The following is a 17,341-nucleotide window of genomic DNA, read 5'->3' on the forward strand; positions in this document are numbered from 1 at the left end:
CTGGTGACTGGGGATTGGGTGAAAAGTCTTGTTGTGTCTAAGTTTTATCATCTGTTAATGTCCTAACCACGTTGGCTGTTGCTATAAATTGGGGGACTTTGAAAGGTTTTGCCCCCCTTTTTAAGGGGGGTTGGGCAGGGTGGTTTCATACGAAAAAAGAAAAATATATAAGTCTTGATTTCTCGTGAAAGTGGCATGGCTTTTTCCCTCACTTCCATTCCTCTCCTCCACGGGGGGAGAGGCTTTGAAACCCAGTTTTAGTTTTTCTCTGCTTGTATGAAACCACCCTGCTTTTTAAGGGGGGTTGGGGGGATCGATAAGTGCCTAAAATCACAGCCAACCACTCTTCAAACAACCTCTTACAGCAGTTTCATCTATTTGAATTCCACCTGTCGTAGGGGCGCAACCAGTCGTAGGAATCGCTTTCATATTAAAGCCACCGTATATTAATGGCAATGCGCTTTTTTGGTCAGGTTAGCCAGTAAATTAGAAGGAGGGCGTAAAAAAATAAACTCAATGAAAGCGATGTCTAACGACAAGCCGCAAGGCGTCTGCGCTTCCGAACTTGCATCTATCGTCGGTGAAGAAAATGCTATTTGCCTTTGGGAAAATATCGAATTCAGTCAGCAAAAACGTATCCAACAAGCTATAGCTTCTGGAAATTCACCCAGTTGTATTGTCTATCCCCGCAACCAAGAACAGCTAGCCGCAGTCATGACCGCGGCTCATGCAAATAACTGGCGCGTCCTTCCCTGTGGTAGTGGCAGTAAACTTAGCTGGGGTGGTTTAGCAAAAAGTATTGATGTTGTAGTTAGTACAGAACGCATTAACCAACTAATTGAACACGCTGTTGGCGATTTGACTGTCACAGTCGAAGCTGGGATGAAGTTCTCTGATTTGCAAGCACTTTTGGCAAAATCGCGGCAATTTCTCGCCCTTGACCCGACAGCACCAGAGTCAGCAACCATTGGCGGTATTGTTGCTACAGGTGATACAGGTTCTCTGCGGCAACGTTATGGCAGTGTACGCGACCAGTTACTAGGTATTACATTTGTCCGTGCTGATGGAGAAATCGCCAAAGCTGGGGGAAGAGTAGTAAAAAATGTTGCTGGATATGACTTGATGAAGTTGCTTACCGGGTCTTATGGCACATTAGGCTTTATTAGTCAATTAACTTTTCGCCTGTATCCGCTAGCCGAGGCATCGGGGACGGTGATACTAACTGGGAAAGCTGAGGCTGTATCTCAAGCGGCTAATATCCTTCGAGGTTCGGCGTTAACACCAGTTCAGGCTGATTTGCTATCAACTAAATTGGTGTCTAGTTTAGGATTGGGTGAAGGACTGGGATTAATTGCTCGGTTTCAAAGTATTAGTGAGAGTGTTAAGGAACAATCAAACCGAGTTTTGGAAGTTGGACAAAAGTTAGGGTTAAATGGGGCAATTTTTACCGATGGTGATGAGGCTAATCTATGGCAGAGATTGCAAGAACGAATACATACTACTGCTACAGAATCGGTAATTAGCTGCAAAATAGGAGTGTTACCTACTGCTGCTGTGGAGATTTTGACTCAAGTGGAGTTGGGTTTAATTCATATTAGTAGTGGTTTAGGTTTGTTACAATTAGAGAGTAAAAATCAAGTTTTAAAAATCCGCGATCGCTTAGGCTTTCCTGGAAACAATGCCACTCAAGCAAGTAGTGGTTTTTTAACAATTCTGTCAGCACCAGTTGCGGTTAAAGAACAAATAGATGTTTGGGGTTATACGGGTAATGCTTTGCCGTTGATGCGCCGTATTAAGGAACAGTTTGATAGTAAGAATATTTTAAGTCCTGGCCGGTTTGTGGGTGGAATTTAAGCAACGAACCGCTAAGACACAAAGAACGCTGAGATAGAGAGGGGAAAAGAATATATGCAAGTTTCAAAAAATTCTGTTAATAATACGGCTACTTTAAAGAATTTGAAGGGCTTTGATGAGAGTCATCCACCCGATCCGAAGTTAATTGATAGTTGCGTACATTGTGGATTTTGTCTTTCGACTTGTCCTAGTTATCGGGTGCTGGGTAAGGAGATGGATTCTCCTAGAGGACGCGTCTATTTAATGGATGCAATTAATGAGGGTGAAATTGCTCTCAATACCGCAACAGTAGAACATTTTGATTCTTGTTTAGGATGTCTTGCTTGTGTGAGTACTTGTCCTTCTGGCGTGCAGTATGACAAGTTAATTTCTGCAACTCGCCATCAAGTTGAACGAAATTATCCCCGCAGTTTACCAGATCGATTTTTTCGCCAACTGATATTTTCTCTGTTTCCTTATCCCAATCTTTTACGGGTTTTATTAGTTCCGTTGTTAGTTTATCAAAAGTTAGGATTTCCTAAGTTATTTCGGGCTACGGGTTTACTGAATAAAATATCGCCCCGTTTGGCAGCAATGGAATCAATTCTGCCAGAAATTACTCTCAAATCTTTTCAAGATAATCTGCCTACTGTGATTCCTGCTAAAGGTGAAAAGCGGTATCGAGTCGGGGTAATTTTGGGTTGCGTCCAACGACTGTTTTTCTCCCCTGTAAATGAAGCGACAGTGCGCGTTTTAACAGCGAATGGTTGTGAAGTTGTGATTCCTAAGTCTCAAGGTTGTTGTGCGGCGCTTCCCGAACACCAAGGACAAACAGAACAGGCGAAAGCTTTAGCAAGACAGATGATTGATAGTTTTGCCAAAACAGATGTAGATTTCGTGATTATCAATGCTGCTGGTTGCGGTCATACTTTAAAAGAGTACGGTCATATTTTAGAACATGACCCAGAATATCGACAAAAGGCAAAGGCTTTTGCCGCTAAAGTTAAAGATGCTCAAGAATTTTTGGCAACTGTTGGGTTAACAGCGAAACTTTCACCGTTGACCGATCAACCATTGAATTTAGTTTATCAAGATGCTTGTCATTTATTGCACGGACAAAAGATTAGCGTCCAACCGCGTCAGATATTGCGACAAATTCCAGGGGTGAAGTTGAGAGAACCAATAGATGCAGCTTTATGTTGTGGCAGTGCCGGAGTTTATAATATGCTGCAACCAGAAGTGTCTGAAGAATTGGGCCGGCAAAAAGTAGAAAATTTGTTGAATACTGGTGCTGAGTTAATTGCTTCTGCTAATCCGGGATGTACTTTGCAGATTACCAAGCATTTACAGTTGCAAGGTAAGAAGATTTCAGTTATTCACCCGATGGAGTTGTTAGATTATTCGATTCGCGGTGAAAAGTTAAAGTAAAAGCACCCCAAAGAGCCAAAGCGCAGCTTTGGCTCCCCTCCTCCCTAACTCTACGGTGTACATACAAGTTGAAATATTTTACTCATTTGGGTTTATGCGTAGGTTTTACCCCTCCCTAACCCTCCCCTTGTAAAGGGGAGGGAACTAGATTTTCGATTTCCCCTGTAAGATTGGTGCAACATACTTGAATCTCAGCTTGTAAAGGGGAGGGAACTAGATTTTCCGGTTTCCCCCCTTTACAAGGGGGGATTAAGGGAGGTAATTCGACTTATGTGTATACCAAGGATTTCGCATTAATTTGATACCAATACACAGCTGTGCGCCCCTACTATTGGGATATTTTTTTATTGGAAGTCCCTTAATCAGCCAGCTTAAAGACTTTTTTCCGAAATAGCCGCTTTGTCGTCTGTATAATCACTGAAATGGGCTAGAGCGTCAAGCTGATTTCGGGTAATTTGTGATGAAACTAGATTTAGTCAGGTTTTTTCAAGCTTGCAACCCCAGTAAAACTCTGGTTGTAAGCAAACCGGAGGATAGACAATATTATATTGATTTCTCTAAAGTGCGTGGTGCCAAAATTATTGAGGAACTTGGGCGAACTATCACTCGCCTTTCACCTGAAGAACCCACTTGTCAATTGTTTACCGGACATATCGGCTGTGGCAAATCCACTGAATTACTGCGGCTAAAGGCAGAGTTAGAACAGCAGGGATTTCATGTGGTTTATTTCGAGTCTAGCCAAAGCTTGGATATGGCTGATATTGATGTTACAGATATTTTATTAGCAGTAGCTCGTGAGGTTAGTCAAAGTCTGGAAGCAATCAAAATTAACCTCAAGCCTGGATACTTTCAAACTCTGTTTACTGAACTTGGTGAATTTTTGCAAACGCCGATAGAGCTTGGGGGAGAGTTATCTGTAGGTATTGCCAAAATTACTGCCAAAACTAAAGATAGTCCCAAACTTCGCGCTCAGTTACGGCAATATTTAGAACCGCGCACCAACGGCATTTTAGAATCAATTAATAAAGAATTGCTCAAGCCTGCGAGAGAGAAACTTAAGCAGCAAGGTAAAAAAGGACTGGTGGTAATTATAGATAATCTCGACAGAGTAGATAATTCTTTGAAGCCTTCCGGTTATTACCAGCCAGAATATCTCTTTGTGGAACGGGGCGAACAGTTAAACCAGCTAAATTGTCATGTTGTTTATACGATTCCCTTAGTGTTGATTTTTTCCAACGCTTTAGGAAGGCTAACAAATCGCTTTGGCGTAGACCCCAAGGTTTTGCCGATGGTTCCTGTGCAATTACAAGATGGTTTGCAATTCTCACAAGGAATCACGCTGCTGCAACAGATGGTGATGGCGAGGGCTTTTCCTGGTGTTAGTTGGGAACAAAGCCAGCATTTAATTACCGAGGTTTTTGATAATTCTGATACTTTAGAGCGACTTTGCCGAGTTAGCGGCGGTCATTTGCGTAACTTGTTGATGTTATTGTTTCGCTGTCTTCAGCAAGAAGACCCGCCTTTGTCGCGGGAGTGCGTGGATAGGGTGATTAAACAACGCCGTAATGAGCTAACTTTGGCAATTACGCCTGATGAATGGGAAGTACTGCGTGAGGTGGCGCAAAAGAAAAGCTTGAGAGGTCATGAAAGATACGAACTTTTGCTTCGCAGTATGTTTGTATTTGAATACCGAAATGAAGATGGTTCTTGGTTTGATGTCAATCCGATTTTGGCTGAAGCCAAGGAATTTAGGTTATAAATCGGCGTATATGAACAATTACCCCCCTTACTCCCCCCTTATAAAGGGCTACGGTGTACACACAAGTCGAATTACCCCCCTCAATCCCCCCTTGCAAAGGGGGGAAGCCGGAAATCTAATTCCCTCCCCTTTGCAAGGGGAGGGTTAGGGTGGGGTAAAAACCAGATTCGTAAACGACTCCAGACTTGTGTGTACACCGTAGCTTATAAAGGGGGGAGACCGTAAATCTAGTTCCCTCCCCTTTATAAGGGGAGGGTTAGGGTGGGGTAAAACCCTGGTTAATCAGCTATTTCAGACTTGTGTGTACACCGTAGCCTTAAAGGAAGAGAGAAATAGAAGTGAGGTTTTCCAGATACCGCGATAAGTCAGGTGCGGGAGCTAGATCAATAAGTGCGGGAGCTAGATCGACAAGTGCGGGAGCCGTGTCAGTTGTCATTTTCACAACTACAGCTTTTTACAACTAGCAAAAATCGCCCTTTCTGCCCCCGCCCCCTGCCCCCTGCCTCCTGCTTCCAAACCCATAATTTTATACTTTATGCAAAAGAAAACTGCTGTATGTTATGAGTAATCAGCAAGAACCGGAAAATTTAGCTTTTGATAATCAGAGTTCATTACAAACTTTAGTCAGAGCAATTACCTTTTCTCAGGGGCAGTTTTCGCTGATTATATTGCGCTGTAACTATGCTGCTTTACGTCAGCGGATGGTGCAACGTCTACATCAATTATCTCCTGTACAGATTCACGAAATTACTTTACCTGCATCAGTCAAAACGCTTTACACAAATATACGCGAACAATTGGGAGATGAACAGCCACCTGCATTGATGGTTTTTGGTTTGGAGTCAGTTAAAAATATTGATACAGTTCTGACTTCAGCGAACCAAGTACGGGAGGAGTTTAGAAAAAACTTCCCGTTTCCGATATTGTTGTGGGTTAATGATTCAGTTCTGCAAAAATTTATTCGATTAGCAACTGATTTAGAAAATTGGGCAACTATCATTGAGTTTGAAAACCCTACGGATGAATTAGTCAACTTCCTTCAGCAAAAGACTGATGAAATCTTTGCTGATGATGTAACGCCTAATTCTCAAATGTGCCGAGAATTAGAAACCGCTCGTGAAGATTTGCAAAATCGAGGAGAAGTATTAGAAGCAGCACTTCAAGCAAGTTTAGAGTTTTTGTTTGGCTTGAATGATTATCTACATGACCAGATAGATTCTGCTTTAGCATATTATCAACAAAGCTTGGAGTTCTGGCGACGAAGTAATTATTTAGAGCGACAAGGTATATTACTCGTTAATATTGCTTCAGCTTATAACCGTCAAGCCGAAAAAAATCAGACAGAAAATCAACGCTATTGGCAAGAGTCGAGAAATTACTTTCAGCAAGCGATTGAAATTTTTGAACAAGCACAACGTACAGATTTAGTTGCAAAACATATTACTAAACTGGGTGAAGTGCTACGACGTTTACAAGCATGGTTAGAGTTGCAAAGCCTTGTGGAAAAGTCTCTGCCGCTACATCAAAATTATGGCACGCCGTTGCAGTTGGCTAAAGATTATGGCTTTTTGGCAGAAATAGCTTTAGAGCAGTCACGCTGGGATGAAGCTCATCAACTCGCAGGGCAAGCATTGCAAATATTAGCTGAGATACCTAATTTACAATCAAATGAATTTGGCTTGTATCGGTTTATTTTAGCCAAATCTCAACAGGGTTTAGGTGAATTTCAAGCAGCAATTACTAATTTAAAAACTGCAAAAGCTGAAATTAATCATCAGTATAACCCACAATTATATATATCTATATTAGAAAGGTTACGCTCACTCTACTTTGAGCAAGGTGAATATCTCAAAGCGTTTTATATTAAGCAAGATCAGTTACAAATTGAACAACAGTATGGTTTACGCGCCTTTGTTGGTGCATCTTATCTTAATCCGCAGCGACAAGCAATTAGTTCTGCATTGCAAGTAGAAAATCCTGAAACAATAGCTGAAGAAATTGCTGCTTCTGGTCGGGGACAAGATGTGAAGCGGTTGCGAGAAAGAATTGGCGGGACTGAGCATAAATTGACTGTAATTCATGGTCAGTCAGGAGTGGGGAAAAGTTCAATTTTGCAGGGTGGATTAATCCCGGCGTTGCAACAGCAAGGAATTGGCGAACGAGATGCTTTACCTATTTTGTTGCGAGTTTATACAGATTGGGTGGGGAAGTTGGGGCAGAGTTTGGCTAAGGCTTTTGAGGAAGTCAGAGGAAATCAATTATCTGTTAATCTTGATTCTTCAGCAGCTATTTTAGAACAATTACGGAAAAATGCTGACCGAAATTTATTGACAGTTTTAATGTTTGACCAGTTTGAAGAGTTTTTCTTTGTTTATCCAGACCAAGGTCAACGACGAGCATTTTATGAGTTTTTACGAGTTTGTCTAGATATTCCTTTTGTCAAAGTCATTCTGTCTTTGCGGGAAGATTATTTACATTATTTATTAGAATTAGACCGTCTGTTTAATTTGACTGCAATTAATAATAATATTCTCGATAAAAACATTCGCTATTACTTGGGTAACTTTTCGCCAGATGATGCTAAAGCTGTTGTGCAGAGTTTAACAGAACGCTCTCATTTTTACCTAGAGCCTGCGCTCATCGATCAATTAGTGCGGGATTTAGCAGGTGATTTGGGGGAAGTACGCCCGATTGAGTTGCAAATTGTGGGGACGCAATTGCAAACTGAGAAAATTACAAGTTTAGATAAATATCGTCAATTTGGCACTAAAGAAAAACTGGTCGAGCGATTTTTAGAAGAAGTTATTCAAGATTGTGGCGCGGAAAATGAACAGGTTGCTCGACTGGTTTTATATTTACTCACAGATGAAAATGGTACTCGTCCCCTCAAGACTCGTGCTGAGTTAGCGGCAGATTTGCCAGCAGAAGCCGATAAATTAGATTTGGTGTTAGAGATTTTTGTGGCATCAAGGTTAGTATTGCTGTTACCAGAATCGCCTGCTGACCGTTATCAATTGGTTCATGATTATCTTGTATCGTTTATTCGCCAACAACAGGGTAATGAAATATTAGCAGAACTAGCTAAAGAGCGAGAACAGCGCTTGCAAGCAGAAGATAAACTGAAGCGTGAACAAGATGCGAGGCAAATTTTAGTTGATGCTCAACAAGAAGCCAAGCGACAAATTCGCCAAGGGCAGATGCAGCTGAAGGTGAGTTCTGGTTTAGCGGTGTGTCTATTATTATTCGCAGGTATATCATCTTTATATGCAGTGAGTCAAATTCAAGTGGCTAAAAATGCTGATGATGAAAAGCAACAGGCAGAAAATACACTTAAAACGGCTGAAAATAAATACCAATTAGTAACTCAAAGCTTGCAAGCTACGCAAAAAGAACAGGTAGAAATACAGAAGAAAGCGCAGGAATTAGAAACTAAAAAGAAGGATGCAGAGCAAAAGTTTCAAGCAGCGCAGAAAAATCAGCAAGCCGCAGAAAAAGAATCGAAATTAGCAAAGCAGAAAACTCAACAGGCAAACCAAAACTTACTGGCTGCTAAAGCAGACTTGGAAGAAGTAAACCAGAAAGCCTCAGAATTACAAGAGAAAAATGCCCAAGCACAGGAAAGCATTAAAACGGCAAGCGAAAAAATAAAAACTGCTGAAGTAAAATTACAACAAGCAGCGATAAAACAACAGCAAGCAGAATCTCAAGCTCAACAAGCCCAAACCACTCTCGACCAAGCGCAAGAAAAACTTGCACAAGCAAATAAAGCAACACAAGGAGCAGAAGCAGCACGTAAAGAAGCACAAAAGGGAACGGAATTAGAACGGGCAGGTGTTAACGCTTTAAGACAGTTTGAGTATACCGAGTTAGAATCGCTGGTGTCAGCAATGCAGACTGGTAAAGAATTAAAAAGTCTGGTAAAAGATGGTCGCCCTCTAGAAAAATATCCAGCTATCAGCCCTATTTATGCTTTGGATAGTATTCTCAATAAAATTAAAGAACGTAACCAGTTGCAAGGGCATCAAGGCACAGTCTGGAGTGTGAGTTTCAGCCCGGACGGCAAAACCATCGCCACGGCATCATTTGACAAGACAGCGCGGTTGTGGCCTGTGGAGAATTTAGACCACTTGCTAGTGCGGGGTTGCAATTGGCTGCATGATTATTTGCAGAATAACCCGAATTTGAACGAGCGCGACAAGCGTCTTTGTGATGATATTAAGTAAAAACCAAGTGAAAAATTATGCATCGCCGGATTAATATAGCAAGGGACTGGGGACACTTCGACAAGCTCAGTGCATCGCTGGGGACTGGGTGAAAAGCCTTTTTGTGTCTAAGTTTTATCGTCTGTTGATTTCCTAACCACCAAGACTTGTGCTATATCAGCTAGCCAGATAAAACGTTATTGCGAGTGCAACGATCGCAAAGCGTCTCGTTCGCGTAGCGTTCCGAAGGGAAGAGAAGGAATCACAAGCTCGATCCGGTAGCAATGCGTTGCCTGAAAACAGATTTTCATTGTCGGATAGGCGATCGCCTCTATCTATTCGATGTAGCTCAAGCAATATTTTGCGATCGCCCTTTGATATTGAATCAAAGCGATTTTAACCAAAGCGCAATGGCACTACTTGTACTTGTCCATTGGCGATCGCTTCTTTAATCCTTCTGCTTTTATAGCCCAATACGGTTGGGTTAAGGGTTATTGGTACAAAATATTGGGTTTTGAGACGCGATAAATCGCCGTCTCTACAAGTGTTTTGGTCTTATCTGAACTGTATTAGCTTTTAACCCACTGCATAGTCACTCATTTCACGCATGAAAGGAGGATGAAAACCTAGCACAATATCTTGTTTTGGCACGCCCAAATCGACTAAATCTGCCGCAATATCATGCTCGGTTGAATTGTAAAAAATCCAGATTTTCTCATTCCGAATATCCAGATGCATTACACAATGATGTACCCAGCGCTTATGCTGCCAACCCAGATGCACAATTTGATAGCGATCTCGCAGCGTATCAAAGATAGTCTCAACCTCAATATCACCATAAGCTGGCTTAACTTCTGCGTAACCCATCAACAATTGCTGCACGATTTGCTGATAGTTCTTTAATTTATCCGTCAGTTCTTCCATTGGGAAATTTGCTCCAATTCAATGTCGTAAACAATCATTTTTACGGTATTTTCTTGTAGCATTGAGGCTGGAAAATCAAGTTGAAAGAAGCTGTTATAGATTAGATCGGGGACGGCTAGATAGAGAATGCGATCGGGTTCTTGACGACGTAATGCAGCCCGATAGTTAATAAACTGCCCCAGTGCTGTATGAAACTCTGAAATTGCCGATGCACTAGCCAAAAAACTTTTGACTTCAACCGCAATTTTTTTATCTCCTCGCTCCGCTGCCAGTAATCGTTCTGCCCCCAAGTCAATTTCCATATCTACACCACCTACTTTAATCTGAAGCGGATCGTGAGTAACATTCCACCCATCCTTAGCAAGAGCCGTCTTAACAACTTGATGAAAACGATCCTTAGCCACAACAAACGATCCGATCTAGAAGGTGCAATTTAAACCTATCACACCAAGCAAAAGAGCGATCGCTTTTTCTAGTAGCCAGAGTAACTCGATTTTAACTGCTTCCCCAATTGTGCGATCGGGGTTTACTTGCAGTCTCATCTACTCTCAAAGCCTAGATGCGATCGCCTGCCTGCATCAGCCATTTTGCACCATCCAAACCAGTTTGCCCAAAATTTGCTCAACAGGTGGCAGTGGATAATCGGTCAGGTCAATCGTCACAGTTTGCTTTTCTAGTTTAAGAAACCGCCAAACTGTACCACTCGTTACCGTTCCGTAGATGGTTGAAATCGGCTGCTGCTTCTGTTGATTAAAACGTTGAGCTGCTACCATCTCGGCTAAACATTGTCCCAGTGCTGGTTTAAGGTCTTCTTTCTTCGCTGACACCAAAACCACCGCAGGAGCCTTAATAAACAACTGCTCTGGAGAGCGACTAATGAGAAAATCGACATAACCCGTCAAATCAATTTCTGGCTGCACGCTGAACTCTTCACCCGAAAAGACACTAATTTGTCCTTTGAACTGACGTTTGACTTCTAACAAAACTGGATTGATAATACCTTCAGAACGCGCTTTTTCAGTACTGACTGCGATCGCCCAAGGCAGCGTTTCTATCAGTGTATCTTTGAGTAAAGAACTTGGATTGACTGGGGAAATTTCAGGCAGAAAGCGATCGCCTTCAATGATAGTGAGTTGAAAATCCTCTACAGCTTTACTGAGGGTAAATTTACTATAAGGCATCAGGATTTTCCCTACTATTTTCTTATTTGAAGAAGAATACAGAATTCAGAATTCAGAAGCAAGATGCTTTCAATCCCAAACCCGACGCAAATTCAAGACAAAACCCGGTAAAACTTCTTCACCCGACAACTGGGCAGGATTTTCCAACACTTCCACATCCTTAGCCAGTCGATAAATTTCCACCCGTCGCTGCTGCGGATCGATTAACCAACCAAGTTTCGCGCCATTGTCGATATACTCCCTCAATTTATCTTGCAGGGACTTGAGGGTATCTGAACTAGAGCGTAACTCAACTACAAAATCGGGGCAGATATTAGCAAACGTTCCTTTTTGTGCCGAAGTAAGCGCCTGCCATCGTTCTCCACTCACCCAAGAGGCATCGGGGGAGCGAGTCGCACCATTGGGTAAAATGAAGCCTGTAGAAGAGTCAAAGACCTTACCAGGTTCGCCTGCATTACGCCACCACAAATACAATTCGCCAGAAATACTCCAATTACGTCTCCCAGTTTCCCAGCCTGTTGGTGGGTTCGCTATTAATTCTCCTTGTGCGGTTCTTTCTAGTCTCAAGTCTCGGTTGGCTGCGGCTAAAGCAGCAAACTGTTCTTGGGTAACATACAGCCCAATCGACTTAGGCAACTCAATCAATAGAGTTTCGGTTTCTGGACTAGCGGGTGTTTGTACCATCTTGACCTCAAGGATTCGTTTAGGAGGCAGGAGGCAGGAGGCAGGGGGCAGGGAGCAGGGAGCAGGGGGCAGGAGTTAGAAAGAAGCTTTTTATGTTTGATGAATCAGTGCTGCTTGTAGTTCACTTACTTGCAATCTGCTGTAATTATAAGCGATCGCCTTCTCAACTCTTACCCTGTTCTCTTCTGATGGGACGATGAACTAAAATATTTGCCATGCCATCATCAATGAAACAAAACGTCAGTCGAGGTTTTTCATGGCTTTAGAGGGAGTGATTTTAGATATTGATGGCACACTGGTATTAAGTAATGATGTTCATGCAAATTCCTGGGTAGAAGCATTTGCAGCTTATGGCTTAGAAGTGCCATTTGAAAAAGTCAGACCACTTATAGGTATGGGTGGAGATCAAGTGATTCCCAAAGTAGCGCCAGAATTAAATAGCGAAGAAGGAACTGGCAAAGCGATCGCTAAACGGCGCAAAGAACTCATATTGAACAAATTTACATCGCAAATTACTCCTGCCAATGGTACCAGAGACTTAATATTAAAGATGCAAAAATCGGGATTACATCTAGTTGTTGCTAGTTCAGCAAGTTCTCAAGAACTTGACATATTACTCAAAATTGCTCAAGTAGATGATTTAATATCGGAAGTAACTACATCCGATGATGCCGAAGCGTCTAAACCTGCCCCTGACATTGTACAAGCCGCCTTGAAAAAAGGGCAAATGACCCCCGATAAAGTAGTGATGCTAGGTGATTCTCCTTATGATATTGAGTCTGCCGGCAAAGTAGGAGTAGGTGTGATTGCTTTGCGCTGCGGTGGCTTTAGCGATGAACAACTATCGCTTGCGATCGCAATTTACAACGATCCAGAAGATTTACTACAGCACTATGACTCTTCTATTCTGGGTGCAAATGCTTAAATATTAAAAGAAGGAAGAAGGGTAGGCGATCGCAGTCAATTCATTAACGAAGCTGTGCAATATTATACTACTCAAAAAGCCCTAGTCAATCTTGGAGAACAGTTATAGCAAGGAACTGGGGACTAGGGACTGGGGACTGGGTGAAAAGCCTTTTTGTGTCTAAATTTTATCATCTGTTAATGTCCTAACCATTTTAGCTGTTGCTATAAAAGAAAAAGCCATCCAACGGGCGGGACTTGATTTGAAGTTGGTAAAATTTTGAGGCGATATCTGGTGAAAAGCTACTTTGCATCTGCGTTTCCCACTTTTTTAGAAGACGCGATTAATCGCGTCTCTAACCTTTGGCTCAGACCTTAGTGTAATTATTGATTACCTTAGCTAAATCTGGCACTGCTTCTTCTACGTGCTTTTTGGCGGAACCGCGAAGTTTTTCATAGGTTCCTCGCACAATTTGGCGGGTTGAGTTCTTGACTCTCGCATCGGTAACACTCAGTAGCGCGTCTGCTGTATCAGAGCGATTTGCACTCAGATATTCAACTGGATCGCCTTTCTCTACGCCTCTACTCCAGATGGGATCGAGAGCTGTAAAGCATTGCGGTAATATCTGCTCAACGACATAAGGAATATACCCTGGCTTAATCCCTTTCAAAGCAGCAAAGGCAGTTTTCAAAGCGATGCCGCTCATGCCTGACTTGGATGCAAGCTGTCCTTCAATCATGTTGCAACAATCATCTACGACCATAGCCTTTTTGGTCGGATTCAAAAGTCCCTCACTAAGTCCCATTTCACTCTTCCTTATCTAAGTACTAATTCTATTCGGCTAATTTTTTTAGCAAGCAGGAAATTACAGAAAATGGTATCAGAGTTAGAGATGTTGTGGATAAGCTGATACGCTTTTAAGCTGCATAGTTGAAAAGAGGCAAGGGGGCAGGGGAGAAATCAATTCAAAATTCAAAATTCAAAATTCAAAATTAAAGAACTTCTGCCCCCTGTGTATAAGACTTAAGAGCTTATCCCATCCTCCTGAGACCTAAGTTGCGTCTCTGGCTGACTTGAGCCAGCAGGTAGAACTTCATGTCTAGTTCTCGAAGCTCCATTTGGTGAATCTGGAGGATTTGAACCTCCTCGCTTCCCAGGTAATATAGCCTGAGCCAAGCTCTTAACCAAAATATAGAGAATTGGCACTAAGAACAAACTCAAGAATGTCGAAAGCATCAGCCCCCCAAACAGCGCTGTTCCTAAAGACCAACGGCTGCTGGCTCCAGCCCCTTGAGAAATTACCAAGGGCAAAAATCCTAACAACGCTGCAAAGGATGTCATTAAGATTGGTCGCAAGCGTTCTTGCCCCGCTTTCACCGCCGCCCGCGTGTAGCTCATGCCCTGCTCATGCAGTTGATTGGCAAATTCCACAACTAGAATTGCATTTTTTGCAGCTAGACCAATCAAAGTCACCAAACCTACCTGGCAATAGATATCATCTACTACCTTGGGAAAGAGGCTACCTACCATGAAAATATTGGAACGCAGCCAAATCGCTGTCATTGCTCCCAAAACTGCCAAAGGAACTGTCAGCAAAATAATAATCGGGTCAACGTAGCTTTCATACTGAGCTGCCAGCACCAGAAAGACAATAACGATCGCTAAGGCAAAAATCAAACCTGTAGCTCCCCCCGATGTCTTTTCTTGGAGATAAGTGCCTGTCCACTCATAACCAAACCCTTGAGGTAAGTTCTCTGCTGCTAGTTGCTCCATTGCTTTAATCGCCTGCCCAGAACTAGCACCGGGAGCCGGAGCGCCCTGTACTTTGATTGACCTGTACAAGTTGTAATGGGCGATGGTTTTCGGCCCGACAAAGGGAGTAATTTTCACCAAACTGCTCAACGGAATCATCGCCCCATTGGCAGAGCGAACATACAGCTTGCCAATATCCTCTGGATTAGAACGGAACACTCCATCTGCTTGGACATATACTCGATACTGTCGCTGTCCCTGCACGAAGTTATTCACATATTGCGACCCCAGATAAGTTTGCAATGCCCCAAAGATGTCGTTAATTTCAACATTGAGAGCTTTGGCTTGGTTGCGGTTTACCTGAATGTCAAATTGGGGAGTATCTGCGGTGAACTGAGTGAAGACTCCTTGGAGAACAGGGCTTTTACGTGCTGCCCCAATCAATTTTTGAGCAGCATCAATTAGGCTTTCAATCGGCGCACTGCCGGTTTTGTCTTGAACGATAAACTCAAAACCACCCGTAGTACTTAATCCTCTCACTGGAGGAGCATTGACTGCGATCGCTCTGGCTTCTGTAATTGTAGATAGCTTTGCGTTCAGTCTTTGAAGTATGCCATAAACAGATTGAGATTGTTCAGTTCTTTCTTTCCAGGGTTTCAGGTTAGCAAAGGCAATACCTAAATTAGAAGCATTACCGTCGAAACCAAAGCCACTGATCATAAAACTAGCTCTAACTTCGGGAGCCGATGTGACTTCTTTGACTACCTTATTCATCACAGATTCGGTATATTTCAAAGAAACCCCGTCAGGCCCCTGGACAATGACAAAGAAGTAACCTTGATCTTCCTCTGGAATAAATCCGGTAGGTACTGCTCTGTACATCAAAACTGTTGCTAATAAACCAGTGAGAAAAACGCCAATTACAATCGGCTTGATATGGGTAAGGTAGCTAATAAACCCGACATATCGCCGCGTGAACCAGCTAAATCCTCGATTAAATTGTGTAAAAAACCACCCCAAAGGGCCGCGTGGAGTCTGAGCAGGGCGCATGAGGATGGCTGCCATACTCGGAGAGAAGGTTAAGGCATTGAAGGTGGAAATGCCAATGGAGCAAGCAACGGTTAAGGCAAATTGTTTGTAAACAATCCCAGTAGTGCCTGGAATAAAGGCAACTGGAATAAATACCGCCATGAGTACAAGTGAAGTGGCAATGATTGCCCCAGTTAACTCCTTCATGGCTTCCACAGCCGCCTCAAAGGGTCTCATACCCTGCTCTAGTTTGACTGCAACTGCCTCCACCACAATAATGGCATCATCCACAACGATCCCGATCGCGAGAACAAAACCAAATAAGGTGAGTGTATTAATTTGAAATCCTAAAACCAACAGAGCCGCACACGTCCCAATCAAGGAAACGGGAATCGCCACAGTCGGAATGATCGTGGTACGCCAGTCTTGTAAAAAGACAAAAATTACCAAGACCACTAGGACAATTGCTTCAACTAGAGTGTGCAGAACTTCTTCTAAAGAAATTTCTACAAACGGAGTGGTATCAAATGCCAACTCGGCTTTGAGTCCAGGTGGAAAACTTTTCTCTAATATTTTGATCTGTTCTTCAACAGCATGAGCAACGTTCAGGGCATTACTACCGGGAAGTTGATATATCCCCAAACCCACGGCTGCCTTGGGAGCATTTCCTGGAATAGTGAATTTGGCATCAGCCAGATAGTTCTCTGCTCCTAGTTCAACTCGACCGACATCTTTGACTTTAACTAAAATGCTATTGGTGCTATTACTAGTGCTATTACTAGTGTTATTACTGGTGCTACTAGTAGTACTGCCTGGAGTAACTTTCAGCACCATATCCTCAAATTCAGCCGCATCTTTAAATCGACTGGTTGCCCGTAAAGCAAATTCAAAGCTTTGATTATCTGGTGCTGGTTCCTTACCAATCGACCCTGCACCCACTTGAATATTTTGTTGTTGCAGGGCAGCTGTTACATCTTGAGGAGTTAGTTGATGTTGGGCAAGCTTGTTGGGATCGAGCCAGAGACGCATCGCATATTTGCGTTCTCCAAAAACCCTGGCACTTCCTACACCAGGAAGCCGTTTGATCTGATCGAAAATATACAAATCGACATAGTTACTGATAAAAATGTTGTCATACTCATTATTTTCTGAGTAAAACCCATAGACCAGCAGCAAACTGCTCGATGCTGTTTCAACAGTTACACCTGTTCGTTGAACGGTATCAGGCAATTGAGGTGAAGCCAGTGCTTCTTTATTTTGAACGTTTACTTGAGCAATATCGCTATTGACATTAGTTGGAAAGGAGACAGTTATATTGCTGGAACCATCATTACCCGTATTAGAAGATATATAAGATACATCTTTAACACCATTAATTTGTCGCTCAATAATGTTGGTGACAGTATTTTCTGTTGTTTGAGCATCTGCACCAATATTGTTAGAGCTAACTGTAATTTGTACTGGGGCAAGGTCTGGTAGCTGAGAAATGGGAAGAATCGGTATACAGATGCTTCCCAGCAGCAAGATAATGAACGTGCAGACCGTCGTCAGCACTGGCCGCCTGATGAAGGTATTGACAAACATAAATCAAGCAATAATGGAATTGTTTCAGACTGGTTAGGAACGTAGTAGCTTTTTATTAATA

General features: G+C 42.6%; 13 protein-coding genes. 6 read left to right on the forward strand and 7 right to left on the reverse strand.

Annotated elements, in window-relative coordinates; translation table 11 throughout:
• Positions 1 to 516: 516 nt before the first annotated feature.
• The 5 genes from RMZ95_RS16770 (at position 517) to RMZ95_RS16790 (ending at position 9,674) form a co-directional block, all read left to right on the forward strand.
• Positions 517 to 1,854 carry an FAD-binding oxidoreductase gene (locus RMZ95_RS16770; RefSeq protein ID WP_322682848.1) on the forward strand — a complete coding sequence of 446 codons (1,338 nt, stop codon included), beginning with the start codon at positions 517 to 519 and terminating at the stop codon, positions 1,852 to 1,854.
• A 54-nt stretch (positions 1,855 to 1,908) separates the two neighbouring features.
• Complete coding sequence (locus tag RMZ95_RS16775) at positions 1,909 to 3,261, forward strand: (Fe-S)-binding protein (protein ID WP_322682847.1); 1,353 nt, start codon at positions 1,909 to 1,911, stop codon at positions 3,259 to 3,261.
• A 460-nt stretch (positions 3,262 to 3,721) separates the two neighbouring features.
• A complete protein-coding gene (locus RMZ95_RS16780; RefSeq protein WP_322682846.1) occupies positions 3,722 to 5,020 on the forward strand; it encodes a P-loop NTPase fold protein in 1,299 nt (432 codons plus the stop codon).
• 560 nt (positions 5,021 to 5,580) lie between these two features.
• Complete coding sequence (locus tag RMZ95_RS16785; protein WP_409882847.1) at positions 5,581 to 9,243, forward strand: hypothetical protein; 3,663 nt, start codon at positions 5,581 to 5,583, stop codon at positions 9,241 to 9,243.
• A 263-nt stretch (positions 9,244 to 9,506) separates the two neighbouring features.
• The gene (locus RMZ95_RS16790) at positions 9,507 to 9,674 is read left to right on the forward strand and encodes a hypothetical protein (RefSeq protein WP_322682844.1); all 168 of its coding nucleotides are present in this window, start codon (positions 9,507 to 9,509) and stop codon (positions 9,672 to 9,674) included.
• Between the two features lie 124 nt (positions 9,675 to 9,798).
• Here the strand turns inward: RMZ95_RS16790 and RMZ95_RS16795 are convergent, their stop codons facing one another.
• The 5 genes from RMZ95_RS16795 to RMZ95_RS16815 form a co-directional block, all read right to left on the reverse strand.
• Complete coding sequence (locus tag RMZ95_RS16795; RefSeq protein ID WP_322682843.1) at positions 9,799 to 10,146, reverse strand: XisI protein; 348 nt, start codon at positions 10,144 to 10,146, stop codon at positions 9,799 to 9,801.
• Positions 10,134 to 10,550, reverse strand: coding sequence for an element excision factor XisH family protein (locus RMZ95_RS16800; protein ID WP_322682842.1), 417 nt, complete (start codon positions 10,548 to 10,550; stop codon positions 10,134 to 10,136). The genes RMZ95_RS16795 and RMZ95_RS16800 overlap by 13 nt, the downstream gene beginning before the upstream one ends.
• 15 nt (positions 10,551 to 10,565) lie before the next feature.
• Positions 10,566 to 10,688: a hypothetical protein gene (locus RMZ95_RS16805; RefSeq protein ID WP_322682841.1), complete on the reverse strand. Its 123-nt coding sequence runs from the start codon at positions 10,686 to 10,688 to the stop codon at positions 10,566 to 10,568.
• A gap of 36 nt (positions 10,689 to 10,724) precedes the next feature.
• Positions 10,725 to 11,327: a hypothetical protein gene (locus tag RMZ95_RS16810; RefSeq protein ID WP_322682840.1), complete on the reverse strand. Its 603-nt coding sequence runs from the start codon at positions 11,325 to 11,327 to the stop codon at positions 10,725 to 10,727.
• Between the two features lie 69 nt (positions 11,328 to 11,396).
• A complete protein-coding gene (locus tag RMZ95_RS16815; RefSeq protein WP_322682839.1) occupies positions 11,397 to 12,011 on the reverse strand; it encodes a Uma2 family endonuclease in 615 nt (204 codons plus the stop codon).
• Between the two features lie 256 nt (positions 12,012 to 12,267).
• Between RMZ95_RS16815 and RMZ95_RS16820 the strand changes: the two genes are divergently transcribed.
• Positions 12,268 to 12,936: an HAD family hydrolase gene (locus tag RMZ95_RS16820; protein ID WP_322682838.1), complete on the forward strand. Its 669-nt coding sequence runs from the start codon at positions 12,268 to 12,270 to the stop codon at positions 12,934 to 12,936.
• A gap of 346 nt (positions 12,937 to 13,282) precedes the next feature.
• Here RMZ95_RS16820 and RMZ95_RS16825 read toward each other — a convergent pair whose 3' ends face one another.
• Together RMZ95_RS16825 and RMZ95_RS16830 are read right to left on the reverse strand one after the other, a co-directional pair.
• The gene (locus RMZ95_RS16825; RefSeq protein WP_322675115.1) at positions 13,283 to 13,720 is read right to left on the reverse strand and encodes a DUF6918 family protein; all 438 of its coding nucleotides are present in this window, start codon (positions 13,718 to 13,720) and stop codon (positions 13,283 to 13,285) included.
• A gap of 218 nt (positions 13,721 to 13,938) precedes the next feature.
• Positions 13,939 to 17,280: an efflux RND transporter permease subunit gene (locus RMZ95_RS16830; RefSeq protein WP_322682837.1), complete on the reverse strand. Its 3,342-nt coding sequence runs from the start codon at positions 17,278 to 17,280 to the stop codon at positions 13,939 to 13,941.
• Between the last annotated feature and the right edge of the window lie 61 nt (positions 17,281 to 17,341).

Origin of the sequence: Nostoc sp. DedQUE07 (genome assembly GCF_034530975.2) — a bacterium.
Classification (GTDB): domain Bacteria; phylum Cyanobacteriota; class Cyanobacteriia; order Cyanobacteriales; family Nostocaceae; genus Nostoc.